The sequence below is a fragment of the Simplicispira piscis genome, from assembly GCF_054783455.1.
The window spans coordinates 32292-58180 of record NZ_BAAGQN010000007.1; the positions used below are offsets into that span (position 1 = coordinate 32292).

Below are 25889 nucleotides of genomic sequence, written 5' to 3' on the forward strand. Positions count from 1 at the left end.
TGATGCGCGCCACAGTACGTTTTGCAAGGATGCCTGGGGTCGTGCTGTGCCTCGCACTGGGTCTGCTGGCGCCGACCTTCGTGCAGGCGTCCTCCCATGGATCTGATCTGGGACTGGACCGTGAGCAGGCCTTGCGCACCAGCCAGGCCGCGCTGGGACGGGAAGTGGGTGAGCATGTCTTGCTGAACCGTGAAGGGCGGCCGGTTCGGCTTTCCTCCTACCGGGGCAAGCCGTTGCTGGTGAGTTTCATCTACACGGGGTGCTTTCAGGTGTGCCCCACCACCACGCGCTCGCTGCAGGAAACGGTGGAGGGTTTGCAAAAGACTTTTGGCCCCAACCAGTTCAATGTGGTGAGCATTGGATTCAACCAGCCCGATGATTCGCCACAGGCACTCAAGGCGTTTGCGGCCCAATACCGCATCAACCAGCCCAGTTGGGATTTTTTGAGCCCCTCCATGACCACCGTAGGGCCACTCGCGCGCGATTTTGGTTTTGTCTACGAAGCCACTCCGGCCGGCTTTGACCATGTGCTGCAGGTGTCGCTGGTCGATGCGCAGGGGCGCATCGTGCGGCAGGTGTATGGGGAAAGCATTCGCCCTGGCGACATCGGAGAGCCCCTGAAGCTGCTGCTCAACGGCACGCCGGTAGAGCCCTCCCTGGCGTTGGAAAGTCTGATGGACCGTGTGCGTATTCTGTGCACGGTCTACGACCCCAAAACGGGCCAGTACCGGGTCGACTACACCTTGCCTATCCAGATTGCAGGGGGTATCACTTTTCTGATCGCCATGTTGTTGTTCTTTCTCAACGAATGGCGCTCGGTTCGGCGCAATGCCCGCAGCAAGGAGGCGCGCCGCGCCTGACGCCCGCCCGCTTTCATGTCTTTGCCTGGTTCAGCCTTCGCTCCCGAAGGGTCCCCTGTTTCGCTGACGCTCTCGCCGGTTACCCGCAGTGCGGCTATTTATCGGCTTGTGGAGCATGCCTTTGATATACCGTTTGGGGCCGCCCTGAACCCGCTCAAGCACTTGGGCGCCCTGGGTTTTCTGTTTTTCTGGCTGCTGGTTGCCACGGGTGTGGTGCTTTACGCCGTGCTCGATACCTCGGTGGAGGGCGCTTACCGCTCGATCAATGACTTGGCCCAGGTGCCCTGGATGCTGGGCGTCATGCTGCGCGGCGTGCACCGCTACGCGGCCGATGGGTTCGTGATCGTCATGTTTGCCCATCTCCTGCGGGAATGGATGCTGGGCCGTTTCAAAGGCTTTCGCCGGGTGCCCTGGCTGACCGGTGTGCCACTGGTGGCGCTGGCCTTTGTCAGTGCGATTGGCGGCTTTTGGCTGAACTGGGATCGGCTGGGCCAGTTCTCTGCCGTGTCCACGGCGGAATGGCTCGATACCTTGCCGTTCCTGGCATCGCCCCTGGCGCGCAACTTTCTGGGCGGGGTCAGCCTGAACGCACGGTTGTTCACGTTGTTTGTCTTCGTGCACCTGGGCGTGCCGCTGTTGATGGTGTTTGCCTTGTGGTTTCATATCCAGCGCATCAGCCTGGCCCGGGTGTTTCCGCCGCGCGCACTGGCGTGGGGCACGCTGGTCATGCTGCTGCTGCTTGCCCTGGCGCTGCCGGTGCGCAGCCAGGGGTCGGCCGACCTCATGTCGGTGCCTGTGTCGCTGTCGTTGGACTGGTTTTTGCTGTTTATTCACCCGCTGATGGAAGCCACTTCGGCGCAAGCGGTGTGGGCACTGCTGGCCATGGTCTTTGCCGGGTTGCTTTTACTGCCCTTCACGCCGGTGCGCCGTGAACCCGTGGCCGTGGTGAATCCCGACCATTGCAGTGGCTGCAGCCGCTGCTTTGAGGACTGTCCCTATTCGGCCATCACCATGGTGCCTCACCCCAATGGGCGACGGGGCATGCAATTGGCCGAGGTACGCGCCGACCTGTGTGCCAGCTGCGGCATTTGTGTGGGGTCGTGCCCATCCTCTACGCCGTTTCGCAGCACCGAGGTGCTGCTGACTGGCATCGACATGCCGCAGTGGCCCATCGATGCCTTGCGTGAGCGCCTCTTGCAGGGCCTCGCTGCCATGCCGGGGCCGCGCAAGCTGGTTGTTTTTGGCTGCGACCAGGGCGTGCGCAGCCGTCTGGATGCCCCCGATGTGCTGCACCTGGGCATGGTCTGCGCGGGTATGTTGCCCCCCTCTTTCATTGAATATGCCTTGCGTGGTGGCGCCGACGGTGTGCTTGTCAACGGCTGCCGCGAGGGGGGGTGTGAATTTCGCCTGGGCCAGCGCTGGACGCAGCAGCGCCTGACTGGCGAACGTGAACCGCATCTGCGCGCCTCGGTTTCTGTAGACCGCTGGCGTTTTGTCTGGACCGACCCGGGCGATGAAAACCAGCTTGTCACCGCACTGAATGAAATGCGCGTGCATTGCACGCACGGCGCATCCACCCCCTCTTTGGAGAAAACCCCATGAATCGAGTCCTCAACTGGACGGGACAAGCCCTGCTTTATGGCGGTTTTGCCCTGGTGGTTGGCGTCTTCTCGCGCTGGCCTAGCTACCACCCCCTTGCACAGAATGAGGCTCAGATCAAGGTCAGCTTCATTCACCACGGCGCGCGCCTTGCCGAATGCCGTCCCTACACTGCCGAGGAACTGGCCAAGCTGGCGCCGAACATGCGCGCCCCCATGAAGTGCGAGCGCGAGCGCTCGCCGGTGCGCATCGAAGTTGAAATTGATGGCGTTTCGGTCTATGCGCATACGGCCACGCCTTCGGGCTTTTCCCGCGACGGGGCTTCGACGGTGTACCAGCGGCTCAATGTCCCCGCGGGCGAGCACCGCATCACCGTGCGTATGAAGGACAACATGAAGTTGACCGACTTCCCCTATGTGCGTGACTCCATCGTCACGCTGCAACCGGCGCAGGTCATGGTGATCGATTTCAATCCGGACAAAGGGGAGATTGTTCTGCTATGAGTACGCTGCCTTCTCACGTACTGGGTGTGCATGCCGCCGTAGGGCGCCCGCTGCCCGCCGCCATGCCGGGGCTGGACTATGAACTGACGGTGCCACAGGATGCGCGGCGTGCGCTGGCGCGTGGCTGGCTCTGGCTGGGTCTGCTGGCCCTGGTGGGCTCGGGCCTGTTTTCCATTTTGCTGGTGCTCTCGCGCACGCCCTATGTCAACCAATGGTTGCCGGCGGCCAACTTCTTCCAGGTTTCGCTGGTGCTGCACGTCGACCTGTCGGTGCTGGTGTGGTTTGTGGCGCAGGGGGGCATGCTCTGGAGCATCCACGGTACGCAGCGTGGTGTGCGCTGGGGCTGGCTTGCGTTGGGAGTGGCTGCGGCCGGCACGCTGGCCATGACGCTGGCGCCTTTCCTGAACCGGGGCGAACCCATCATGGCGAACTACATTCCTGTGCTGGAGTCGCCGCTGTTTCTGGGGGGGCTGGTGGTGTTTGGTGCAGGCACGGCCCTTTTGGTGTTGCGCAGCTTGCTGTCTGCCCCCCGGCTGGGTCTTGAATATGACGGCCGTGGCGCGCTGGATTTTGGCCTGAGCAGCGCCGCCATTGCCACTGCGGTGGGCCTGCTGGCCTTTGGCTGGTCGTATGCTGTGCTGCCCACCGCGCTGCATGGCAAGGCCTATTACGAGATCCTGTTCTGGGGTGGTGGCCATGCCTTGCAGTTCACCTGGACCTTGCTCATGCTGGTGGGCTGGCTCTGGCTGGCCAGCGCCTGTGGCGCGCGTGTCCCGCTGAGCCCGCGCGTGGTGGTGCTGATGTTCGCTCTGGCCTTGGTGGGCGTTTTCATCACACCCTATGCCTACCTGGCACATGACATCACCTCGGTAGAGCACCGCAACCTGCTCACCTGGGCCATGCGCGCAGGGGGCGGGCCCGCCATCGTGCCTGTGGGCATGGCCGTGGTCTATGCCATCGCCACGACGCGGCTGGCAAACGACACCATGCACCCGCTGCGTGCGGCGCTGCTGGCATCGGTGCTGCTGTTTGCAGCCGGTGGGGTGATTGGTATCTTTATCCAGGGCAGCAATGTGCGCATCCCTGCGCACTACCACGGCTGCATCGTGGGCGTTACGCTGGCGCTGATGGGTGTGGTCTACAAGACCTTGCCCGCCCTGGGCTACCAGGCGCCCCAGGGCCGCCTGGCCACTTACCAGCCCTGGTTGTATGGAGCGGGCCAGCTCATGCACATCATCGGGCTCGTCTGGTCCGGTGGCTATGGCGTTCAGCGCAAAGTGGCGGGCGCAGAGCAGGTGCTGCGCAGCACAGCCGAAGTGGCGGGCATGGGCCTGATGGGTCTGGGAGGATTGATTGCCATCATCGGCGGACTGCTGTTCGTGGTGGTGGTGGCCCAGGCCATGCGACATACGTCCGCTGCCGCGGGCTCCAAAGGGATGACACGATGATCAAACGATTCCAGGCCCTGTTGCAGTGGGTTTTTCTGCGCGTCGAGGGTTTGTTCAACGCCGCCTTTGGCGACCGCATCAATCCCTTCTACCACCTGGGGTCCATTACCTTCTTCCTGTTCTGGGTGGTGGGGGCCAGTGGCTTGTACCTGTACATTTTTTTTGAAACCGGGCTGTCCGTAGCGTACCCCTCGGTGGTGGCCCTGACCGAAAACCAGTGGTTCGCCGGCGGCATCATGCGCAGCGTGCACCGCTATGCATCCGACGCCATGGTGTTGACCATGGTGCTGCACATGCTGCGTTACTTCGCTTTCAACCTGTACCACGGCTTTCGCTGGTTCTCGTGGATCACCGGGGTGATGCTGGTCTGGATGGTCTACGCCACGGGGATCAACGGCTACATGCTGCCTTGGGACCAGTTGGCGCAATACGTCACCGTCACCAGCTTCGAGTGGCTCGACTGGCTGCCCAGCTTTGGCGGCACGTTGATGCGCAACTTCATTTATTCCTCGGCCGTGGGCGATCGGTTTTTCACCCTGCTGTCGTTCATGCACCTGGGTCTGCCCTTGGTGGTGTTGATGGTGATGTGGATCCACGTGCAGCGTGTGCCCAAGGCGCGCACCACGCCGCCGCGCCCCATCGTCATTGGCTTGCTGTTGACCATGCTCGTGTTGTCGCTGGTGTGGCCCGTGCACAGCCAGGGGGGCATCAGCAACCTGGCCCGGGCCGTGACGAGTGTCGAACTTGACTGGTTTTACCTGGCCATCTTCCCCTTGCTGACGGAATGGCCCTTGGGCCGCGTCTGGGCTTTGGTGGTGGGCGGGTCGCTGCTGCTGGCGCTGCTGCCCTGGTGGCCGCCGCGCTTTCGCCGGGGAGAGCAGATCCGCCACCAGGTGGTAGTGCACGGTGTGGACGGTGCCAGCACCGAATTCAGTGTGCGCGAGGGGGAAACCATACTCGATGCCGGACTGCGCGAAGGACTGGCTTTGCCCTATGAATGCCGCAACGGCGGTTGCGGCCTGTGCCTGTGCAGCGTGGAGCATGGCGATATTGAGCACCGCCCCTACCAGCGCAGCGCACTGTCGGATGCGCAAAAGGGCCAGGGCAAGGCGCTGATGTGCTGCGCTGTGCCGCGTGGCGATGTTGTGATTGACGTTGAGGGCTTCACCGGTGCCGCAGCCAAGGCGGCCGAGGTGCACACCGCCACCGTTGCTCACCTGGAGCGCCTCGCCGACGATGTCATGCGCGTGCTGCTGCAATTGCCCGAGGGCAAGGCGTTGGATTTTGTTGCGGGCCAGTACATCGACATCCTGCTCGAAGACGGACAGCGCCGCGCCTTTTCGTTTGCCAACCGGCCCCACGCCAGCAGCCAGATCGAGCTGCACATCCGTCTGGTGCCCGGCGGGCGCTTCACCACCCATGTGTTCGAGGGCATGCGCGTGGGCGACACGCTGCGCTTCGAAGGCCCGCGGGGCAGTTTCACGCTGCGCGAGAGCCCGCACCCCATTCTGTTCGTGGCTGGCGCCACGGGTTTTGCCCCCATCAAGAGCATCGTCGAGGATGCCTTCGAGCGTGGCGTGCAGCGCCCCATGCGCCTGTATTGGGGCGTGCGCCAGCGCAAGGATCTGTACCTGTTGGAGCTGTGCGAGCAGTGGGCGCGCGATCACTCCAACTTTACCGTGGTGCCGGTCATTTCAGAGCCTGCCGAGGGCGACGGCTGGACGGGCCGCACAGGCCTGGTGCACGAGGCCATGCTGGCCGACTTTCCTGACCTCAGCGGCAACGAGGTCTACCTGTGTGGCTCCGTGAAGATGGTGGAGACCGCTGTGCCGGCTTTCATTGCCCAGGGCCTGGGTGAGGACGCCTGTTTCTCTGATGCTTTCGTGATGGCGGCCCCGGCCGTGCCGCCACAGTAGCGGATTACAAGCCCAGCGAGGTGTACAGCGCGTCCATGCGCGCTGCCACATCGGCGTCCATGGCGATGGTGCGGCCCCATTCGCGCTGTGTCTCGCCGGGCCACTTGTTCGTGGCGTCAAGGCCCATCTTGCTGCCCAGGCCACTCACGGGCGAGGCGAAGTCGAGGTAGTCGATGGGCGTGTGCTCCACCATCATGGTGTCGCGCGCCGGGTCCATGCGCGTGGTCATGGCCCAGATGACTTCCTTCCAATCGCGCACGTCCACGTCCTCGTCCACCACCACGATGAACTTGGTGTACATGAACTGGCGCAGGTGGCTCCACACGCCCATCATCACGCGGCGCGCGTGGCCGGGGTATGCCTTCCTGATGCGCACCAATGCCATGCGGTAGCTACAGCCTTCGGGCGGCAAATAGAAGTCGATGATTTCCGGGAACTGGCGCTGCAAGAGGGGGATGAACAGCTCGTTGAGCGCGACGCCCAGCACCGCCGGTTCGTCGGGCGGCTTGCCGGTGTAGGTCGAGTGGTAGAGCGCGTCGCGGCGCAATGTGATGCGGTCCACCGTGAACACCGGGAACTCTGCGCGCTCGTTGTAGTAGCCGGTATGGTCGCCGTAAGGTCCTTCGAGCGCGTGCTGCCAGCCGCTGGCATGCGCGGCATCGGGGTCAATGTGGCCTTCGAGCACGATCTCGGCATGTGCTGGTACCGACAGTGGCACGCCCAGCGCGGGCGCCACCTCGGTGCGCGCACCGCGCAGCAGGCCGGCGAACTGGTATTCGGACAGGCTGTCGGGCACGGGGGTCACAGCGCCCAGGATGGTTGCCGGGTCGGCGCCAATGGCGACGGCCACCGGGTAGGGCTCGCCGGGATGGAGGCGGCAATGCTCGGCAAAATCGAGCGCGCCGCCGCGGTGCGCCAGCCAGCGCATGATGAGCTTGTTGCGGCCCAGGACCTGCTGGCGGTAAATTCCCAGGTTCTGCCGCGCCTTGTGCGGCCCGCGCGTGATGACCAGGCCCCAGGTAACCAGCGGCGCCACGTCGCCCGGCCAGCAGTGCTGGATGGGCAGGCGCGTAAGGTCCACGTCCTGGCCTTCCCACACCAGCTCCTGGCACGGTGGGCTGCTGCGTTCCTTGGGTGCCATGTTCCACAGCGTTTTGAGCAGGCTGCCCATGCCCACCATTTCCTTGAAGCCCTTGGGCGCCTCGGGTTCCTTGAGCGACGCCAGCAGTTCGCCAAACGGGCGCAGCCCGGCGATGCTGTCCACTCCCATGGCGCGCGCCACGCGCTCGGGCGTGCCGAACAGGTTGGCCAGCACCGGCATGCTGTGGCCCGTGGGGTTTTCAAACAGCAGCGCCGGGCCACCCGCGCGCAGCACGCGATCGCACAGGGCGGTCATCTCCAGGTGCGGTGAGACAGGCTCGGCAATGCGGCGCAGCTCGCCGGTCTGTTCGAGCTGGGAGAGGAAGCTGCGGAGGTCGTGCGTTGGCATGGGGTGATTCTCAGATGAAATCAGGCTTTTGCGTCGGTGTGGATTGCGCGGCCAGCTATTCTTTTTGATTCACCTCATGGGAAGCTGCCGAAGCGGGCGCTGGAGCCCCGTTGTCACCATGGATTGCTCTTGCCTGGTGTGGTCGGGTTGCTGCGTGGGGTGCGAAAGGCCCTGCGGCGATTGTGAGGGAGCATCGTGGCTGAACGTTTGCATGCCGATACCGCAATGGGCCTGCTGTGAGGGCGCCTGCCCACGCTGCTGCTCGGTGCTGGGCCATGGTGCCGGGTCGCAGGCGGTACTGTCGATGGGCTTTCGGGGCCCCCGGCAGAGGGCGATGGTGCGGGCCTGGAGCGGGAGCCGGCGCCGCCCCTGTGAAGGGACTGCGGCGGGTCAGTTCGTGGGGAGGGCCAGTCCTTCCCAGCGTTTGTTGAGCGCGTGCGCAACGCCCAGCAAATCCAGCACGCGCGCCACGCTGGCATCCACGATGTCGGCAATGCTTTGTGGGTGCAGGTAGAAGGCGGGCACGGGAGGGCAGACGATGGCGCCCATCTCGGTCACGCTGACCATGTTGCGCAAGTGGCCGAGGTGCAGAGGGGTTTCGCGCGCCATCAGCACCAGGCGGCGGCGCTCTTTGAGCACCACGTCGGCGGCGCGGGTGAGCAGGTTGTCCGACAGGCTGTGCGCTACGGAAGCGAGCGTGCGCATGGAGCACGGCGCCACCACCATGCCCGCGCATTGAAACGAGCCGCTGGCAATGCTGGCGCCGACATTGCGCGCGTCGTGTGCCTGGTGTGCCAGCGCCTCGACAGCGGGGCGTTCCATGCCCAGCTCGTGGCGCAGCGTGCGCCAGCCGGCGTCCGACACGACCAGGTGCGACTCGGCGCCTGGGCATTCGCGCAGCACCTGCAGCAGGCGCACACCATAGATGGCGCCGCTGGCGCCCGAGATGCCGACGATGATGCGCTGGGGACTGGCCGCTGCGCTGGCCTGGGCCGCGCTCATGCGACCCGCAAGGCGGGTGCGTCCGCCGTGGTGGAGTCCGCAGGGCCGCCGAGCGGATGCGCCAACAGGTCGGCCTGCACTTGCTCCAGCACGGTGTTCGCCTGTACGGGGTCAAAGTCTTCGTGGCGGCGTTTTTTGACGCCGTATTGTTGCAGCTGGTAATGCCGGTCGGCGGTGATGCCGTGGCGCGAGAGGCAGCCTTGCACGCAGTTGAGCGGGCAACCGTCCAGCGCAATGATGGGGCGGCCCGAGCGCGCGGTGCGCACCAGGCTGGCCACGTCGCCGCCGACACCGGCAATGCACGACATCTCGGCCACACCGGCACGGTCCAGGCGCAGCGCGACATGGTTGGCCAGCTGCGCGGCGCTGGAGCAGCCCGAGCAGGAATACACCAGGGGACGGGGGTCGGTGGCGCTGCTCATGGCCGGGCACCGGGATAGAGTGGGTCGGCGGCGCGCGTGCCGGGGCGCAGTTTCGCCAGGCGCGAGAGCACCTGGCGCGGCGCCCACTGCTGCAGGTCGAGCACGGGCAGTTCCAGCGCGTCGAGCGTGTTCTTCACCACCAAGCCCAGCTCGGTGTCGCCTTCCATGACCAGGCGGCGGTTGAAGAACAGCGTGTCGGGGTCTTGCTGGCGCTGTGCGAGCAGCAAAAAATCGTGCGCGCTGGCACTGATACACAGGTCGGTTTCCATCTGGCGGGCGCGGGGAGCAAAGGCGCCGCCTGTCCAGGTGAAGTCAAAAGTGACGTGTGCATCGCGCACCTGGATGCGCAGGCGTTTGTTCAGCAGCATCTCGCCCACATCACGCGGCAACTGGCGCGCCACCCCCAGGTTGAGCGCGGTAACCAGCAGGAGCGAGCCCGGATACGCCGGCAGCCGCCCGGTAAGCGCCGCCAGCGGTGCGGGCAGGGTGAAGGGGGTGGGGGCGTTCATGGCGTTCCTTTGCTGTGGATGTGTTGCATCACATTTGATAGCTGCTTGCGCTTTACCAGTATGCGTTAGAGGCGGTTTTTGCTTGTGTTTTCAATGGTGTCAGAAGGGACTTCAGGTTGCAACCATTGCTTCGGCATCCACCAGATCCAGCCCGGGCAGGCCGTGCCAATAGCCGTTGCAGCTCTGGTCAGGCACCAGGGGCTGTAGTTGCGTGCGCGCTTCGTGCGGCGCCAGGGTGCCCCGGCGCACGGCATCAAACAGGGCGACGATGGCACCCGTGTGCTGCGCCTGCGGGCTGATGCGCGCCACGGCGACGCCCATGCGTTGCATGCGCGGCAGTTCGTCGATCAGGTTGTGCACGCGGGCCGATTGCGTCTGGATGCCGTTGAGCACCAAAAAATCCTCGCTCTCGCGCGTCTTGAGCATCAGGCCGTCGGGATGGTCCATGCAGGCGAACTGGCAGTCGTCCTTGGGCAGGTTGCGCTGGCGCGCGGTGAAGCACCGTGCCGAGAAGGCGAGCGGCATGCGGCCATAGGCGAACACTTCGGTCTGCAGAGCCTTCGGGCCTTCCTCGATCAGGGCGGAAAGGTCCTGGTGCTTCATCTCCAGCGGCGCCACCCAGCGCGTGGCGCCCAGCGAGGCCAGCCAGGAGAGCGAGGGCTGGTTGTAGATGTTCAGGTGCAGGCCGCCGACAAAAGGGCGCTGACCGGCCAGGCGCTGTACGGCGCCCATGTCGTTGGCTTCGATGAGGTAATCCAGGTTGCCGGTGACCTTGTGCATGGCACCCACTTCGACACCCGATTCGAGCAGCACCTGCGTGGACAGCACGGCCTCCTTGCCCGCGTCGCGCATCAGGTCGGCAATGTCGATCCAGTCGGAAAAGCGCAGCTCGTGGCGGCGCGAGCACACGGTTTCGCCCAGGTAGACGATGTCCACCGGCGAGGCGGCGATGGCCTCATAGAAATCAAAAATGGTCTGGCGCGGCCAGTAGTACTGCAGCGCACCGAGGGAGAGTTTCAAAGCGGGAGTGTTCATCATTTCCACGGCCGGTGGTAAGCACCCAGAGTGTGCTGCTGGCCCTCGGCGACCTGGTCCAGGCTGGCCATCCAGGTGGTCTTGGGGGCATAGCGCAAGGGGTCGGCCAGACAGTTGTCGATGGCTTCGCGCCAGACTTTGGTGACCTGGGCGGCGTAGGCGGGGCTGCGCTGGCGGCCTTCAATTTTCACGGCACGCACGCCGATCTTCATCAGTTCGGGCAACAGCTCCAGCGTGTTCAGACTGGTCGGCTCTTCGATGGCGTAGTAGTTGGTGTCTTCGGCCACGTCAAAGCGCCCTTTGCACAGCGTGGGGTAGCCCGCGTTTTCACCGGAGGCGTAGCGGTCGATCAGCACGCCGTTCAGGCGCGACTCAAGCCCCTTGGGCGTTTCCTGCCAGCGTACCGACTTGGGCGGCGAGCACACGCCGTGCGTGTTGGGCGACTCGCCCGTCACATAGGACGACAGGGCGCAGCGTCCCTCCACCATCACGCACAGGCTGCCAAAACCAAAAACTTCGATCTCCACCGGCGTGCGGTCGATCACACGCCGCACCTGCTCCATCGACAGCACGCGCGGCAGCACGGCGCGCACGATGCCGAACTGCTCGCGGTAGAAGTTGATGGCGTCGGCACTGGTGGCCGAGCCCTGGACCGACAGGTGCAGGCGCAGCTGGGGGTGGTGCAGCGCGGCGTACTGCATGAGCCCTGGGTCGGCCAGGATGACGGCGTCCACGCCCAGGTCCACGGCTTTGTCCACTGCCGCGCGCCAGGGCGCGGGGTTGGCGGCCTGCGGGTAGGTGTTGAGCGCCATGAACACCTTGCAGCCCTTGGTGTGGGCGTAGGCAATGCCGCTGGCGATGGCGGCTTCGTCAAAGTTCAGTCCGGCGAAGTTGCGGGCATTGGTGGCGTCGCGCAGGCCCAGGTAGACGCAGCTGGCGCCGTTGTCCACTGCGGCCTTGAGGGCGGGCAGGCTGCCTGCGGGGCAGACCAGTTCAAAGGGCGCGGCAGCCCCTTCAGGGGCGGGTGCGCTGGGGGAGGGGGTCAAAGTTTGCATGCGGTCGGGGTTTGGACGCGGGCGCACAGAAAGGCGCCATCGCACAGCGCGCAACGATACGCTGCGGCAAATACCCATGTCCTGACATTTGTCAAGATCACCGGCAATGCCCGATGACCTGCATCGGACATGTTTCCGCTGCGCGGCAGCGATGGCAGCTTCCAGGGAAGTGGCGGACAATAAGTGCACACACTATGAACAAGAATCTGTGGCTGCTTGCCCTCTGCCAGGGCCTTCTATTGACCAACAACGTGGTCTTTATCGCCATCAACGGCCTGGTCGGGCTGCAACTGGCGCCTTTTGGCTGGATGGCGACGCTGCCCGTGATGGGCTACGTGGTCGGCGGCGCGCTCTCCACACCGTTGGTGGCGGCAAGCCAGGCCCGGTGGGGCAGGCGTGCCTCTTTTCAACTGGGGCTGGCCATCGCCTTCCTGTCGGCTGCGTTGTGCGCCTGGGCGGCCTTCAGCGCCAGTTTCTGGCTGCTGTGCGCGGCCACGGTGATTGCGGGTTACTACAACGCCAACGGCCAACTCTACCGTTTTGCTGCCGCCGAGCTGGCCGCACCGTCGTTCCGTGAAAAAGCGGTGTCGCTGGTGCTGGCCGGCGGCCTCATCGGTGCCGTGGCGGGGCCCAATCTGGCAAGTGGCACGCGCACGTTGTTTGCCATACCGTTTGCGGGCGCCTACATCGCGCTCATGCTGGTGGCCTTGCTGTCCATGGTCTGTATGGCCGCAGTGCGCTTTGAAGACATGGCGCCACCGGCGCCCAGTGCTGCCGCACCGCCCGTCGGCCGTTCTTTGGGGATGTTGCTGCGCCAGCCCGCTTTTGCCGTGGCAGTGCTGGGCGCTGCGCTGGGCTATGGGGTGATGAACCTGTTGATGGCCGCCACGCCGCTGGCCATGCAGGTGTGCGGCTTTGGCTTCGATGCGGCCGCGCTGGTGCTCGAGTGGCACGTGATCGGCATGTTCGCTCCCGGTTTCTTCACCGGCCATCTGATTAAACGCCTGGGTACGCTGCAGGTGATGCTCATTGGTGTGGTCCTGAACCTGGCGTGTGTCGGTATTGCGCTGTCAGGCCAGGACATCATGCACTTCACCGCCGCCCTGTTCCTGCTGGGCGTGGGCTGGAATTTTCTGTTCACCGGCAGCACGACGCTGGCGATCACGGCCTACCGTCCCGAAGAAAAGGACCGTGCCCAGGGTGCCATCAACTTCTTCGTCTTTGCCACCATGGCGGTGACCTCGCTGGCTTCGGGGGCGCTGGTCACCACCAGTGGCTGGTCCTGGCTGAACCTGGCTTCGCTGCCGCCGCTGCTGCTCACGGGCGGCGCGCTCTTGTGGCTTATCGCACGCCAGCGCCGCACGGCGGCGGGCGCCTCAAGTTGAGCGGCTGCGTTGGCGCGCTTCCAGGCGCATACTGGCAAGTTCTGTCGAAAGCTTCGCTGGGCGCAAGCAGTCGATGGCATTGAAGTGTGCGTTACCGGTGTCGCCGGGTCGCGCTATCGAAGCATTTTTTTTATCTGGAGAGAGCCATGGGCTTGCTTGATTCTGTTTTGGGTTCCGTGATCAATGCGCAAGGGCAAGGCGGCCGCAACGAAGGTGGTCTGGGCGCCTTGGGTGGCCTGGTGGCCATGGCTGCCCAGAATCCCCAGTTGGTGCAGGCCGTCATGGGCATGCTGGCCAACGACGGCCCGCACGGCGGTCTGGGCGGGCTGATCACCAAATTTCAGCAGGCGGGGCTGGGCGAGGTGATGGCTTCTTGGCTGGGCAATGGTGCCAACCAGAGCGTGACGGGTGACCAGCTCACGCGTGCCCTGGGCCCCGACCTGTTTTCGCAACTTGGTGCCCGGATGGGCGTGGGATCGGGCGAGGCCGCGTCCCAGCTCTCGCAGGTGCTGCCGGGTCTGATCGACCAGCTGACCCCGCACGGCCAGGCACCGGCAGGGGGGGTGGGCAATGCCGCAGACCTGATGGGGGTGTTGGGTGGTTTGCTGCAAAAATAATAGCTGTCAGCGCTTGTCTATAAAGCGCTGGAGCCTTATTTTTGTATTGTTTTCAGTGGAAAGCGCGCGTCCAGCCACTGGCGCAGCGCTGCGAAGACCGGCGCGGCATCCTGCTCGTTGAACAGTTCGTGCCAGAGCGATTCAAAACACCGTGATTCCACCACGCCACGCGGTGCTGCGGCGGCAAAGGCCGCGCTGCCGGCGGGCTGCACCAGACGGTCGTCACCCGCCCACATGAGCAGCGTGGGCACGCTCCAGTGCGCTGCACGTGCCACGGTGGCGGGGCCGCCGTCTGCGATAAAGCGGGCCAGGCGTGCACTGATGCGGTCGTGGCACAGCGGGTCGGCCTGGTAAGCCGCGACCACCGTCGGATCATGCGAGAGGTATTGGGCATCGAGCCCGTTGCTGATGCGCAGGTTGGGCGCGACGCCCGGCAGCGTGGCCAGCAGGACTTTTTGCACTGCGTTCAACCCCGGATCGAGCGCGGGGGAGGACAGCACCAGTGCGTCCACCGGCCGCAGGTGCATGGCAACAAAACGTGCCGCCACCAGGCCGCCCATGCTGTGGCCCAACAGCACCAGCGGCAGGCCTTCGGGTGTGCGGGCACGTGTGGCGTCCACCATGTCGGCCAGGTCGTCGAGCAGGCGCATGTCGTGGTTCAGTCCGCCGCGCGGCCCGCCCGACTGGCCGTGGCCGTACTGGTCATAGGCGCGCACGGCAAAACCCCAGGCATTGAGGTGGTGCGCCACTGCGTGGTAGCGCCCCGCATATTCACCCAGGCCGTGCACCAGCAGCACGGTGCCGCGCTGGGGCCGGGCATCGGCCAACGGCCAGTCATACACCGCCAGGTTCTCACCGTCGCTGGCGGTGTAGGCGGTCAGGGTGAAGTCGGCGGTATCGAACATGGGATGCGCAGCAGGGTTCATGGGGCAGGTGAATGCAGACTGTTGGCATGATAGATGTAACAGGCCCGGCGTGTTCAGCCGAGCCACGGGCACCCGTCAGGGCATCGCCGCAATCACCTGCGCCACGGCGGCCGTGAGTTTCTTGGCGTAGGGCACGTGCAGGAATTCGTTGGGGCCGTGGGCGTTGCTTTTGGGGCCGAGTACGCCGCACACCATCATCTGTGCTTTGGGAAAACCCTGGCTGAGCATGCCCATCAGCGGGATCGTACCGCCTTGGCCAATGAAGCCGCAGGACGCGCCGAAATGCGCCTGGCTGGCGGCGTTGAGCGCGCTCTCAAACCACGGCGCGGTCTCGGGTGCGTTCCAGCCGTTGGCACCGCTGGCGCTCTCCCAGGTCACCCTGGCCTGGTAGGGGGCGTTGTCTTCGAGCAGTGCCTTCATCTCCTGCACGCAACCTGCGGCATCCACCAGCGGCGGCAGCCGCAGGGACAGCTTGAACGCGGTGTAGGGGCGCAGCACGTTGCCTGCGTCCTGCAGGGCCGGAAAGCCGTCGGCCCCGGTCACGCTGAGCGTGGGTTCCCAGGTGCGTTTGAGCAGCGCCTGCACCGGGTCTTGCGTGGTGGGCAGCGCAAACGCCGTGGAGCCGCCGCAGTCATAGTGCGCCCAGGGAAAGCGCCGGTACACCTCTTCGCCCAGGATGGCCGCGGTGGCGCGGGCCTGCGCCAGCCGCTCGGGCGGCACCTCGCAGTGGAAGCTGGCGGGCAGCAGGCGGCCTGTGGCGCTGTCTTCGAGCCGGTCGAGCACCTGGCGCATGATGCGAAACGACGAAGGCACCAGGCCCGAGGCGTCGCCCGAGTGGATGCCTTCGGTCAATATTTCCACCTTCAGCGTGCCGCTGGCCATGCCGCGCAGGCTGGTGGTGAGCCAGAGCTGGTCGTAGTTGCCAGCGCCCGAATCGAGGCAGACCACCAGGGCGACATCGCCCAAACGGGTTTTGAGCGCATCAATGTAGGGCGGCAAATCGCGCGAGCCGCTTTCCTCGCTGGTCTCGATCAGGCCGACGATGCGCGGGTGCGGCACGCCCTGGCGCTGGAGTTCCTGCACCGCGGCAATGCTGGCGTACACCGCATAGCCATCGTCGGCGCCGCCGCGGCCGTAGAGCTTGCCATCCTCATACTTCGGGGTCCAGGGGCCCAGGTCGGCGCGCCAGCCGGAGAATTCGGGTTGCTTGTCCAGGTGCCCATACATCAGCACCGTCTGGGGCGAGGCAGCTTGCGTGGCGGCGATTTCAAAGAACAGCACTGGCGTGCGGCCCGGCAGGCGCACCACCTCCAGCGTGAGGCCTGCCACCTTCTGGTCTTCCACCCAGGCGGCGGCATTGCGCACCACGGTCTCGAGCAGGCCGTGCTGCTCCCAGTCAGGGGCGAACAGGGGCGATTTGGCCGGAATGCGGATGTAGTCCGTGAGCTGCGGCAGGATGCGCTCGTCCCAGACGTGGCCAATGCGTTCCAGCGCAGGGGCCGGCTGCAGGGTGTGGCTAGGGATTCGGGCGTTCATCACAAGGCTCCTCGGGGTTTCAGAGAATCATTATTCCAACACAGGCAGCCCGCTTGCGTTTTAAGCCAGCGGTTAAGCCAGCGGCGGTGGATAGGTCTCTGGCGAGCTGCTGGTGACGCCTTCGCGGGTGACCCGGCCAAGCGACTGCGCCAGTTCCACCCGGTTGCGGCCCCCTTGCTTGGCGCGGTAGAGTGCCAGGTCGGCAGCATGGATGAGCTGATCCCAGCTGTCGCCAGGCTCCAGGCGTCCGCCGAAAACCCCCACGCTGACGGTGACGGAAATGCTTGCACCGGTGTAGGTGCAGTGCGTGGCCTCTACGGCGGCGCGCAGTTGTTCGGCCAGCTGCTGGGCGCCTTGGGCGCTGGTGTCGGTCAGCACGACCAGAAATTCTTCGCCGCCATAACGGCCAACGATGTCCTGGGCACGAATGCGGTGCTGGATCACGTCCACCACGCAGCGCAGTACCTGGTCGCCGGCCAGGTGTCCGTGGGTGTCATTGACCGCTTTGAAGTGATCGATGTCCACCATCATCACCGCCATGGATTCACGGGTCCGGATGGCGCGGCCCACATCCCGGTCGAGTGCAGCAATGATGGAGCGGCGATTGGCCACGCCGGTCAGTTCGTCCAGTGCTGCGAGGCGGCGATTGGCTTCGTCGGCGCGCTCCTTGGTCATGAAAACGAAACCCAGGGATGTGATCAGCGATGCGGCAAACGTGCTGAGGAAGGTCAGGTTTTGCAGTAGGCCGGGCTGCAAGAATGACTGTGGCAGCAGTGCGCCGGTGATGCCCGACCCGGCGCGCAGCAGCAATACCAGCAGTTGCAGTGCCGTGCCCGCCATGACCAGTGCCACACCGCGCCCGGCCGTGCTGCTGCGACGGACATACAGGGCCTGCAAGATGGCCGCTGTTTGCCCCGCGAGCACCAGGTTGGCCACGACGACGCGCAGTGGGAAGTTGTCGAGCAAACCCAGCAAAGCGAACGAGAGCAGCAGCGGCGGCAGCAACAGCATCGGCCAGTGCAGTGCTCGGCGCTGGAAGCGCAGCACGGCGGCGAGCAGGTAACTCAGTGCGAGGGAGGTCAGTCCATTGCCCAAAAGGATGGAAATGGGTGGACTGATATCGTTGCGCAAACCAAAGAAAACATAGGCCAGGGCATTGATCCCCAGGCCTGCCGCCCAGAACTGCAGCCCTTCGTGCCGTTCCCCCCAGGCCACGGTGACCATGGCCAGTGCGATGAGCACGGGCGTCAGCACGAGCATCATCAGGAGGGTGGGGACGTCCAATTCCATGGTGCCCCGATTTTCACAGCACTGCCGGGCCTTTGGGGGCCATGTGTCATAAAACCCTCACTCAACGGGCCCGTGGAACCCCGCCCTGGAGGTCAGCGCTCGTCGGTCTCCATGTCCTGGGGCGCCGCAATGGCGGTGTGCCGCACAGTGCCCAGGGCAGGCATGCTGCTAGCGCCGCCATCGCCCAGCTTGAAGACCTGCACGGCTCCCGAGAGGCGCTGCGCCTGGTCGCGCATGCTTTGGGCCGCAGCGGCAGACTCTTCGACCAAGGCGGCGTTTTGCTGCGTCATCTGGTCGAGCTGGTTGATGGCCTGGTTCACCTGGCCAATGCCGTCGGACTGTTCAGAGGCTGCTGCCGTGATCTCGCCAATGATGTCGCCCACGCGCTGCACCGAGCCCACGATCTCATCCATGGTGGTGCCGGCGTTTTGCACCAGGCGCGCGCCGGATTCAACTTTTTCGACCGAGGCGCCAATGAGCTGCTTGATCTCGCGCGCGGCTTCGGCCGAGCGGCCGGCGAGGCTGCGCACCTCGCTGGCCACCACCGCAAAGCCCCGGCCCTGTTCGCCGGCTCGGGCGGCTTCGACGGCTGCATTGAGCGCGAGAATGTTGGTCTGGAACGCGATGCTGTCGATCACGCCGATGATGTCGGAAATGCGGCGTGAGCTTTGGTTGATCTCGCCCATGGTGGTCACCACCTCGCCCACCACTTGGCCGCCACGCGCCGCCACTTCGGCCGCCGAACCGGCCAGCTGATTGGCCTGGCGGGCTGCGTCGGCCGACTGGCGCACCGTGGCCGTGAGCTGCTCCATGCTTTGGGCGGTGGTCTGCAGGCTGCTGGCGGTCTGTTCGGTGCGGGCCGAGAGGTCCTGGTTGCCGCTGGCGATTTCGGCGCTGGCGGTGTTGATGTTGTCCACCGCGGTGCGCACCTCCTGCAGCATCTCGAGGTAGCGCAGGCGCATGCCATCGACTTCCTGCACCAGTGCGCCGATTTCGTCGCGCTGCGTGGTGTGGAAGGCCTGTGTCAGGTCGCCCTGGGCCACCAGCGTGACCGCATCGGTCAGCTGGCGCAAGGGCTGGCTGACGCCACGGCGCAGCATGACAAACAGGCCGGCAGCCAGCAGCGCCACGGCGACGGCCATCATGGCCCACACCGCCATCACCACCTGGGACTGGCTGGCCATGGCCTCGCCGTCGGGCACTTCTGCCACGACCCACCAGCCGTCGGCCTGGGTTTTGCGCATCAGCGCCCAAGGGTCGCGGTCCGAGCCGTCGAGCACGCTGGCCGCTGTGCGCACAAAGCCATCGGGCGACGCTGACAGGGCATCAAAAAAGGCCCGGGCCTGCGGGTAGGTCTGCAGCACCTTCTTGCCGCGTGCCGTGGGGTGGGCCACAAACACGGCCTCGTCCAGCCCGCTGCGCGGGTCGATGACGTAGGCGCCGCCGTTTTCAAAAAACCTGGTCTGCGCCACCTGCTTCTCCAGCATGCCCTCGAACACGCTGATGTCGTTGCCGATGAACAGCACCGCGATCACCTTGCCCGCTGCATCCTTGCTGGGCAGGTAGTAACCCATGTAGGGCTTGCCCTCCACCACGGTGCGGCCGGTGTACGGCTCACCCTTGCGCATTTTTTCCAGGGTGGGCCCAGCTTCCAACGGGGTACCCATGTCGCGCTGACCCTGGGCATTTTTGACCGAGGTGGAGATGCGTACAAAATCATCGCCCTTGCGGGCAAAAACGGTAGCAATGCCTCCGGTTTCCTTGGTGAACTTGTCGACCGGGCTGTAGTCTTCGTTGACCAGGCCGCCGAAGCTGCGCAACTCGCCTGTGCCCTCGTCCAGCTGCATGGTGGCTTCAAAGTTACGCTGGAAACCCGTCATATTGAGGTGCACCAGCTCGCGGTTGGTGGCGTCGGCCGCGTCCAGCGACTGGGCGACGCTGCGGGCGGTGTCGCCCACACTGCCCACGACCTGGGCGCGCGTGCTGCGTTCGGTCAGCACCGAGATGGCCAGGCCCACGACGATCAACACCAGAGCCACCAGGGCAATGGCCAGGGTGGTCACCCGGCGTGCGACGGATCGGTTGTTGGTGGTGGGTGTAGCCATGCGGCGGTTCTCCTGACGTCCATATCCATTACGGAGGTTTCCGTAACGTCAAGACTTTAAAGCCGTTCGCTTGTTACATCAGTACACGAATTCCCTTACGCAGTCTCGCGTACCGCCGTGACGGCAGCGGCGCTGGGCAGGCAGGCTCGGTCGCGCCAGCCCAGTCCCTCGGAGGTGCCGGACGCGGGCCGGTACTCGCAGCCGATCCAGCCGGTGTAACCCAGTGCATCGATCAGGTCCAGCAGGTAAGGGTAGTGCAGCTCTCCCCGGTCGGGCTCCTGGCGCTCGGGCACGCCGGCGATCTGCAGGTGCGCCACACGGCCTGTGGGCAGGTACTGGCGCAGTTTGGTGGCCACATCGCCCTCGACAATCTGGCAGTGGTACAGGTCCATTTGCACTTTCAGGTGCGGCGAGCCCACCAGGTCGATCAGCGCATGCGCCTCGTCCTGGCGGTTGAGCAGGTAGCCTGGTATGTCGCGGGGGTTGATGGGCTCAATCAACGCCATGCGCCCCTGTGCGCCGGCTTCGTGCGCAGCCCAGCGCAGGTTGTCCACGTAGCACGCGCGTGGCGCCGCACGGTCGGCTCCTTCGGGGAGGCAACCGGCCATCAGATGGATGTGGGGGCAATCCAATGCCTCGGCATAGCGCAGTGCCTCCCGCACGCCGGCGCGAAATTCGGCCTCGCGCCCGGGCAGCGCGGCCGTGCCGCGCGCACCCGTGTCCCAGGCCGACGCCATGTCCTCGCGCTGGTGGCCGCCAGGCGGGGCGTTGAACAGCACCTGGCGCAAACCCAGGTCGCGCAGCCGCGCGGCCAGTTCCACGGGATCGAATGCGTAGGGGAAAAGGTATTCCACGCCCGTAAAGCCATCGCGTGCGGCCGCAGCAAAGCGCTCCAGAAACGGCAGCTCGGTGTACATCAGGCTCAAGTTGGCGGCAAACTGGGGCATGGTTGGGCTCTCGCACAGGGGAGGTTTGGGCCGTAAATCGCCCAGAAATATTTTAAGGTAAAAATGGCCACTAAGGCTTATATGATAAGCGCTTCAAGCTATATTTTTAATAGCTTAATGGGCCATCGGTGGCCCATAGACCGCCGCCCCGTTCAGGTGGCGGTGGTTTGGTGCTGGCGCACAAAGGCCGTGAAGGCATCGAGCGGCAAGGCGGGAGACCAATGGAAGCCCTGGCCAAATTCGCAGCCGAAGCTTTGCAGCTTGTCCAGCATTGCGAGATCTTCCACGCCTTCGCCCACCACTTCCAGGCCCAGGCAGTGGGCCATCTCGATGATGGCGCGCACGATGCCCTCGTCATGCGCGCTGGTGCACATCTTGCGTACGAAAGACTGATCGATCTTGAGGCGGTGCACTGCAAAGCGTTGCAGGTAGCCCAGGTTGGAGTAACCGGTGCCAAAGTCGTCGATGGCGATCTGCACCCCGAGTTCCCGCAGGCGCTGCAGCACTTCGCTCAGGTGCTGTGCGTCGGCCACCAGCAAGGACTCCGTCAGTTCCAGCTCGATGGCGCTGGGTGGCAATTGGCAGGCGGCCAGCGCGTTGGCGACTTCACGCTCGATGTTGTCGCGGCGGAACTGCACCGGCGAGACGTTGATGGCCACCGTGAGATCGCCCAGCCCCTGGCTGCGCCAAGACTGTGCATCTTTACACGCCCGGTGCAGCACCCAGGCGCCCACTTCGTTGATCAGGCCGGTGCGCTCCGCCACGGGAATGAATTTGTTGGGGGGAATGAAGCCCAGTTCCGGGTGCCGCCAGCGCAGCAAGGCCTCGGCGCCGATGATGGCGCCGCTGCGCAGGTCGAACTGGGGCTGGTAATGCACTTGCAGTTCGCCGCGGTCTAGCGCCGTGCGCAAGCCAGAGGCCATGTGCAGGTGCTCGACCACGCTCTCGTTCATGCTGGCGTCGAAGAAGCGGAACGTGTTTCGACCCGCATCCTTGGCCTGGTACATGGCCAGATCGGCGTGCTTGAGCAGGTCTTCCACCCCGACGCCGTCGCGCGGGAAGACAGCGATGCCCAGCGATCCGGTTACCACTACGTCCAGCTCCTGGAGTGGGAAAGTCTGCTCCAGCAGCTGCATGACGTGCGAAGTGGCCGCCGTGATGGCCTCCTCGCTCTTGATGCCACCGAGCAGGATCAGGAACTCATCGCCCGAAAGCCGCGCCAGCGTGTCGGAGGCGCGCAGGCTGGAGCCCAGTCTTTCGGCCACCATGCACAACAACCGGTCGCCTGCCCCGTGGCCCAGCGAATCGTTCACGGTCTTGAAGTTGTCCAGATCCAGGAACATCACGGCCACCATGTTGCGGTCGCGCCGGGCCTGCAGCAGGAGCTGCTCCAGCCGGTCCTTGGCCAAGGTGCGGTTGGGCAGTTGGGTCAGTGGGTCCCGGTGCGCGAGCACCTCAATGCGCGCGTGGGAGTTCATGAGCGCCTGCTTTTCAGATTCGAGCTGGGCCATCGCCTGGCGCAGATCACCCGACAGCAGCCAGACAAAAAATCCCGTCACTGCCAGCACAGTGCAGAGGATGAGTGCGCGCCCCAGGCCCAAGGGGTCTGCAACACTGCGCAGCACGCCCGCCTGGTGCAGCACAAACAACGCGACCAGTGCTACCAGCATGCAGCCCAGGAGCACGATGAACATCCGCCGCGAGCCATACATGCCGGCAAATACCAGCAGACCGGGAAATGCCATGATGGCTTCGTCATACAGCCCTTCGCTGACGGCCATGAGGGCGCACAGCATCACCATCAGGGTGGACAGCATCAGCGCCGTTGCACGCGCCTGCTGACCGCCTTCATTCCAGCGGAAGGCGCCAGCCACCAAACCCATGGCCGCCAGCTCCAGAGCGACGCTGGTGTAGGCGCCCCTGGCAAAACTGAGCAGAGCAACCACACCCAGCGCCAGGATGATGGCCCACAGAATCTGTCGCAGGCGCTGTTGCTGCAAAGAAAGCACCGTGCCTGCGGGCGGTGCGGTGTCGGCAGTGTCTGGGCGGTGCGGCATGGTGGGGTCTGCGGTGAAAGAAGGGCTGAAAAGTCCGTGGCGCGCGGCTTTCTGGTATGTGCGCTCCGAGCGTAGGCCAAGGGCCATCACCCGTGAATGGGGGACTGCCCTATGGAAAAGCCTGCGCTAGCCTGGTGTGCGTGAGGTGGCGGCGCCAAGGCCTTGTGGCGGGGCGGCTCAGCGCCGCAGCAGCCGCACCGCTTCGGGCAGCGAATGCACGTCGGGCAGGAAATGGTCGATGCTGGCGCCCAGCAGCACGGCGCACAGCAGGGCGCCGAGCAGCGGCTTCCAGGTCAGGCGTACGGCGGCGCCCAGCCAGCCCTCGCGCTCGACGCCCATGGCCGCGCGGGCGGTGGCCACGGAGAAGGCGAGCTCTATTGCTACGGCCAGCAGGGCGTCCCAGCCAAAAAATGCCATGGCCAGCGAGCCGGCGCCCAGCAGCACGGCAGAGCCGATCAGGAAGATCGCCACGATGGGCACGACGACGATAGCGCCCTCGTCGGCACTGCCGACGGCTTCCAGTGCACCGCCTGCCACGTCGCCCAGTGCGCTGCCATCGGCTGACCTGCCCAGTCCCTCGGAAAAATCGCCCGAGGCACCGCCGCCGCCGAAGTCGCCCCCGCCGGTGCGCGGCAGCGGCACGCGCTCCCCGCCGCCGGATGGACCGCCGCTAGGCCAGTCGATGTCGGGCAGGTCCAGGTCAAAGCCGCTGTCCTGGGCCGTGCGCCGGCGCAGCAGCCGCGCCGCCCAGACGCGCAGTACCAGCAGGTAGCCCAGATAGCCCACGGCCAGCGTGACCAGATAGCGCAGCGCCAGGGATTCGACGCCCAGCTGCAACTGCAGGTGCGCGGTCGTCCACATGAGAAGCAGTGTGAAGCTGCCAATGCACAGCCCGTGCAAGCGCAGGCTGTAGCGCTGGTGCAATGTGCGCTCGATGTCCTGGTGCGGCATGCGCACCGCGCGCCAGTTGGACTTGTTTTTGCGGGTGCTGCGCGGCTGGGTCATGGGGCTTCAGTCGGCCACCACGGGCACACGCTGGGCCAGCGCGCACATCAGCTCATAGCCCACCGTGCCAGCCGCCTGCGCCACCTCATCGATGGGCAGCACGGCGCCGTTGCCCGCGCGCCCCCACAGGGTGACCTCGCTGCCAAAGCCCACCTCCATGCCGACGCGCCGCAGCGGCGTGAGGTCCACCGTGACCATGTCCATGCTCACGCGGCCCACCAGGCGGGTGCGCACGCCGTTCACCAGCACGGGCGTGCCGGTGTCGCAGTGGCGCGGGTAGCCGTCGGCATAGCCGCAGGCGGCCACGCCAATGCTCATGGGCCCCTCGGCCGTGAAGCGCGAGCCGTAGCCCACGGTGTCGCCCGCCTGCAGCTCCTGCACGGCCAGCAGACGGGTGGCCAGCGTCATGGTGGGCTGTACATCCCAGTGGGCGCTGCTGTGCTCGGGAAAGTCGGGCGCGCTGCCGTAGAGCACGATGCCCGCACGCACCCAGTCGGCGCGCACGCCCGCGTCCTGGGCGTGGCGCAGGGTGGCGGCGCTGTTGCACACGCTGCGCTCACCGGGCAGGTCCTGCGTGGCGGTGGCAAACGCCGCCATCTGGTGTGCAATGCCGCGCGGGCCGTCGGCATCAGAGAAATGCGTCATGAGCGAAATCTCGTCCACCTGGGGCAGTGCAGACAGGCGTGCCCAGGCGCTGCGAAAGCGTTGGGGCGTAAACCCCAGTCGGTTCATGCCCGAGTTCATCTTCAGGAAAACGCGGTGCGGCACCTGCGTCTTGTGACGGCTAAGCCAGTCGATCTGCTCGTCGCAGTGCACGGCGTGCCACAGGCCCAGGCGCGAGCACAGTTCCAGGTCGCGCGGCTCGAACACGCCCTCCAGCAGCAAGATGGGGCCGCGCCAGCCCAGCAGGCGCACGCGCTCGGCCTCTTGCAGGTCCAGCAGGGCGAAGCCATCGGCGCCGCGCAGTCCTGCAAAGGCGCGCTCGATACCGTGGCCGTAAGCGTTGGCCTTGACCACGGCCCAGACGCGCGCATCCGGCGCGGCGCGGCGCACGCGCGCCAGGTTGTGCTGCAGGGCAGGGGTGTGGATGGTGGCTTGAATGGGGCGTGGCATGTTCGGAGAGTCCGGTGGGCAAGCCCCGGATTCTGGCACCGGTGCCGCACAGCAGCGTGATATAACCGCCTGTCACATTTTCGGGCGACCAGATTTAACCCCTCATCAGCCAGACTGATGCTCCACCTGCCTACTGATGAAGCGCGGTTTCTACACCATCATGGCGGCGCAGTTTTTCAGCTCGCTCGCCGACAACGCACTGTTCGTGACCGCCGTCGAGTTGCTGCGAACGGGGGGCAGCCCCGAGTGGCAGCGCGCCGCCTTGGTGCCCATGTTTGCGCTTTTTTACGTCATCCTGGCGCCCTTCGTGGGCGCTTTTGCCGATGCGCTGCCCAAGGGCCGGGTGATGTTTGTCAGCAATGCCATCAAGGTCGTGGGCTGCCTGATGATGCTGTTTGGCTCGCACCCGCTGATGGCCTATGCCGTGGTGGGGCTGGGCGCAGCCGCCTACTCGCCGGCCAAATACGGCATCCTGACCGAGTTGCTTCCCGCATCGCAATTGGTCAAGGCCAACGGCTGGATTGAAGGGCTGACCATTGGCTCCATCATCCTCGGGGTGCTGCTCGGCGGGCAATTGGTGGGGCCTGTCATCTCGTCGCTGCTGCTGTCGGTGGATGTGCCGGGCATGGACTTCGGGGTGGACACGGCGCCACAGGCCGCCATTGCCACGCTGATCATCGTCTACGTCATCGCCGCCTGGTTCAACACCCGCATTCCGCTGACCGGGGTGGAGATGCGGCCCCTGCGGCAGAACCCCGAACGCAGCGTGCTGGCCAACACCTTGTCGCTTTTGCCCGATTTCTGGAGCTGTAACAAGCGCCTGTGGAACGATCGCCTGGGCCAGATATCGCTGTCTACCACCACGCTGTTCTGGGGCGTTTCGGGCAACCTGCGCTATATCGTGCTGGCCTGGAGCGCTGCCGCCCTGGGCTATGGCACTACACAGGCATCGGCCCTGGTGGGGGTGGTGGCGATTGGCACGGCCGTGGGGGCCGTGGCCGCGTCGATGCACATGCGCCTGGAAATGGCAACGCGCGTCATGCCGCTGGGCATTGCCATGGGGCTGCTGG

Annotated in this window: 22 protein-coding genes; 8 read left to right on the top strand and 14 right to left on the bottom strand. The window is 65.3% G+C overall.

Annotated features, from left to right (window positions below; all coding sequences use genetic code 11):
* Positions 1–2: 2 nt before the first annotated feature.
* From ACYVOC_RS03450 to ACYVOC_RS03470, 5 genes are read left to right on the top strand one after another with little or no spacing between them, the layout of a single operon-like run.
* Positions 3–860, top strand: a complete 858-nt coding sequence (locus tag ACYVOC_RS03450; protein ID WP_233521196.1) for an SCO family protein — start codon at positions 3–5, stop codon at positions 858–860.
* A gap of 15 nt (positions 861–875) precedes the next feature.
* Complete coding sequence (locus ACYVOC_RS03455; RefSeq protein ID WP_116005658.1) at positions 876–2462, top strand: hydrogenase iron-sulfur subunit; 1587 nt, start codon at positions 876–878, stop codon at positions 2460–2462.
* Positions 2459–2962: a hypothetical protein gene (locus tag ACYVOC_RS03460; RefSeq protein WP_116005659.1), complete on the top strand. Its 504-nt coding sequence runs from the start codon at positions 2459–2461 to the stop codon at positions 2960–2962. The genes ACYVOC_RS03455 and ACYVOC_RS03460 overlap by 4 nt, the downstream gene beginning before the upstream one ends.
* On the top strand, positions 2959–4410 hold the full coding sequence (locus tag ACYVOC_RS03465) for a cbb3-type cytochrome c oxidase subunit I (RefSeq protein ID WP_116005660.1): 1452 nt from the start codon (positions 2959–2961) through the stop codon (positions 4408–4410). The genes ACYVOC_RS03460 and ACYVOC_RS03465 overlap by 4 nt, the downstream gene beginning before the upstream one ends.
* Positions 4407–6326 carry a 2Fe-2S iron-sulfur cluster-binding protein gene (locus ACYVOC_RS03470; protein ID WP_461160894.1) on the top strand — a complete coding sequence of 640 codons (1920 nt, stop codon included), beginning with the start codon at positions 4407–4409 and terminating at the stop codon, positions 6324–6326. The genes ACYVOC_RS03465 and ACYVOC_RS03470 overlap by 4 nt, the downstream gene beginning before the upstream one ends.
* A gap of 4 nt (positions 6327–6330) precedes the next feature.
* On the opposite strand, the gene ubiD is transcribed toward ACYVOC_RS03470, so the two are convergent.
* From ubiD to ubiU, 6 genes are all read right to left on the bottom strand, one after another.
* Positions 6331–7815 (bottom strand): 4-hydroxy-3-polyprenylbenzoate decarboxylase, encoded by a 1485-nt coding sequence (gene ubiD, locus ACYVOC_RS03475; RefSeq protein ID WP_461160895.1) that lies wholly within the window; start codon positions 7813–7815, stop codon positions 6331–6333.
* Between the two features lie 390 nt (positions 7816–8205).
* Positions 8206–8817 carry a UbiX family flavin prenyltransferase gene (locus ACYVOC_RS03480; RefSeq protein WP_461160896.1) on the bottom strand — a complete coding sequence of 204 codons (612 nt, stop codon included), beginning with the start codon at positions 8815–8817 and terminating at the stop codon, positions 8206–8208.
* A complete protein-coding gene (locus ACYVOC_RS03485; RefSeq protein ID WP_461160897.1) occupies positions 8814–9239 on the bottom strand; it encodes a putative zinc-binding protein in 426 nt (141 codons plus the stop codon). The genes ACYVOC_RS03480 and ACYVOC_RS03485 overlap by 4 nt, the downstream gene beginning before the upstream one ends.
* The gene (ubiT, locus tag ACYVOC_RS03490; protein ID WP_461160898.1) at positions 9236–9748 is read right to left on the bottom strand and encodes a ubiquinone anaerobic biosynthesis accessory factor UbiT; all 513 of its coding nucleotides are present in this window, start codon (positions 9746–9748) and stop codon (positions 9236–9238) included. Before ubiT ends, ACYVOC_RS03485 begins: the two co-directional genes overlap by 4 nt.
* Positions 9749–9859: 111 nt before the next feature.
* Positions 9860–10768 carry a U32 family peptidase gene (locus tag ACYVOC_RS03495; RefSeq protein WP_461160899.1) on the bottom strand — a complete coding sequence of 303 codons (909 nt, stop codon included), beginning with the start codon at positions 10766–10768 and terminating at the stop codon, positions 9860–9862.
* A gap of 14 nt (positions 10769–10782) precedes the next feature.
* Positions 10783–11838 carry a ubiquinone anaerobic biosynthesis protein UbiU gene (ubiU, locus tag ACYVOC_RS03500; protein ID WP_116005666.1) on the bottom strand — a complete coding sequence of 352 codons (1056 nt, stop codon included), beginning with the start codon at positions 11836–11838 and terminating at the stop codon, positions 10783–10785.
* Between the two features lie 194 nt (positions 11839–12032).
* Between ubiU and ACYVOC_RS03505 the strand changes: the two genes are divergently transcribed.
* Positions 12033–13223: an MFS transporter gene (locus tag ACYVOC_RS03505; protein ID WP_116005667.1), complete on the top strand. Its 1191-nt coding sequence runs from the start codon at positions 12033–12035 to the stop codon at positions 13221–13223.
* Between the two features lie 146 nt (positions 13224–13369).
* Positions 13370–13840, top strand: a complete 471-nt coding sequence (locus ACYVOC_RS03510) for a YidB family protein (protein ID WP_461160900.1) — start codon at positions 13370–13372, stop codon at positions 13838–13840.
* Positions 13841–13875: 35 nt separating this feature from the next.
* Here ACYVOC_RS03510 and ACYVOC_RS03515 read toward each other — a convergent pair whose 3' ends face one another.
* From ACYVOC_RS03515 to alr, 8 genes are all read right to left on the bottom strand, one after another.
* Complete coding sequence (locus ACYVOC_RS03515) at positions 13876–14766, bottom strand: lysophospholipase (RefSeq protein ID WP_461160901.1); 891 nt, start codon at positions 14764–14766, stop codon at positions 13876–13878.
* Positions 14767–14841: 75 nt separating this feature from the next.
* The gene (locus tag ACYVOC_RS03520; protein WP_461160902.1) at positions 14842–16302 is read right to left on the bottom strand and encodes a M20 family metallopeptidase; all 1461 of its coding nucleotides are present in this window, start codon (positions 16300–16302) and stop codon (positions 14842–14844) included.
* A gap of 72 nt (positions 16303–16374) precedes the next feature.
* Entirely contained in the window at positions 16375–17592 is a 1218-nt protein-coding gene (locus ACYVOC_RS03525) for a GGDEF domain-containing protein (RefSeq protein WP_116005670.1), read from the bottom strand.
* Between the two features lie 92 nt (positions 17593–17684).
* The gene (locus ACYVOC_RS03530; RefSeq protein WP_461160903.1) at positions 17685–19697 is read right to left on the bottom strand and encodes a methyl-accepting chemotaxis protein; all 2013 of its coding nucleotides are present in this window, start codon (positions 19695–19697) and stop codon (positions 17685–17687) included.
* A 95-nt stretch (positions 19698–19792) separates the two neighbouring features.
* Positions 19793–20644 carry a 2-oxo-tetronate isomerase gene (gene otnI, locus ACYVOC_RS03535; RefSeq protein WP_461160904.1) on the bottom strand — a complete coding sequence of 284 codons (852 nt, stop codon included), beginning with the start codon at positions 20642–20644 and terminating at the stop codon, positions 19793–19795.
* Positions 20645–20796: 152 nt separating this feature from the next.
* A complete protein-coding gene (locus ACYVOC_RS03540) occupies positions 20797–22701 on the bottom strand; it encodes a putative bifunctional diguanylate cyclase/phosphodiesterase (protein ID WP_461160905.1) in 1905 nt (634 codons plus the stop codon).
* A 177-nt stretch (positions 22702–22878) separates the two neighbouring features.
* Positions 22879–23706: a hypothetical protein gene (locus ACYVOC_RS03545; RefSeq protein ID WP_461160906.1), complete on the bottom strand. Its 828-nt coding sequence runs from the start codon at positions 23704–23706 to the stop codon at positions 22879–22881.
* A 6-nt stretch (positions 23707–23712) separates the two neighbouring features.
* A complete protein-coding gene (gene alr, locus ACYVOC_RS03550) occupies positions 23713–24819 on the bottom strand; it encodes an alanine racemase (protein ID WP_461160907.1) in 1107 nt (368 codons plus the stop codon).
* A gap of 136 nt (positions 24820–24955) precedes the next feature.
* On the opposite strand from alr, the gene lplT reads away from it, so the two are divergent.
* Positions 24956–25889, top strand: a 934-nt coding sequence (gene lplT, locus ACYVOC_RS03555) for a lysophospholipid transporter LplT (protein WP_461160908.1), incomplete at its 3' end; no start/stop codon positions are given.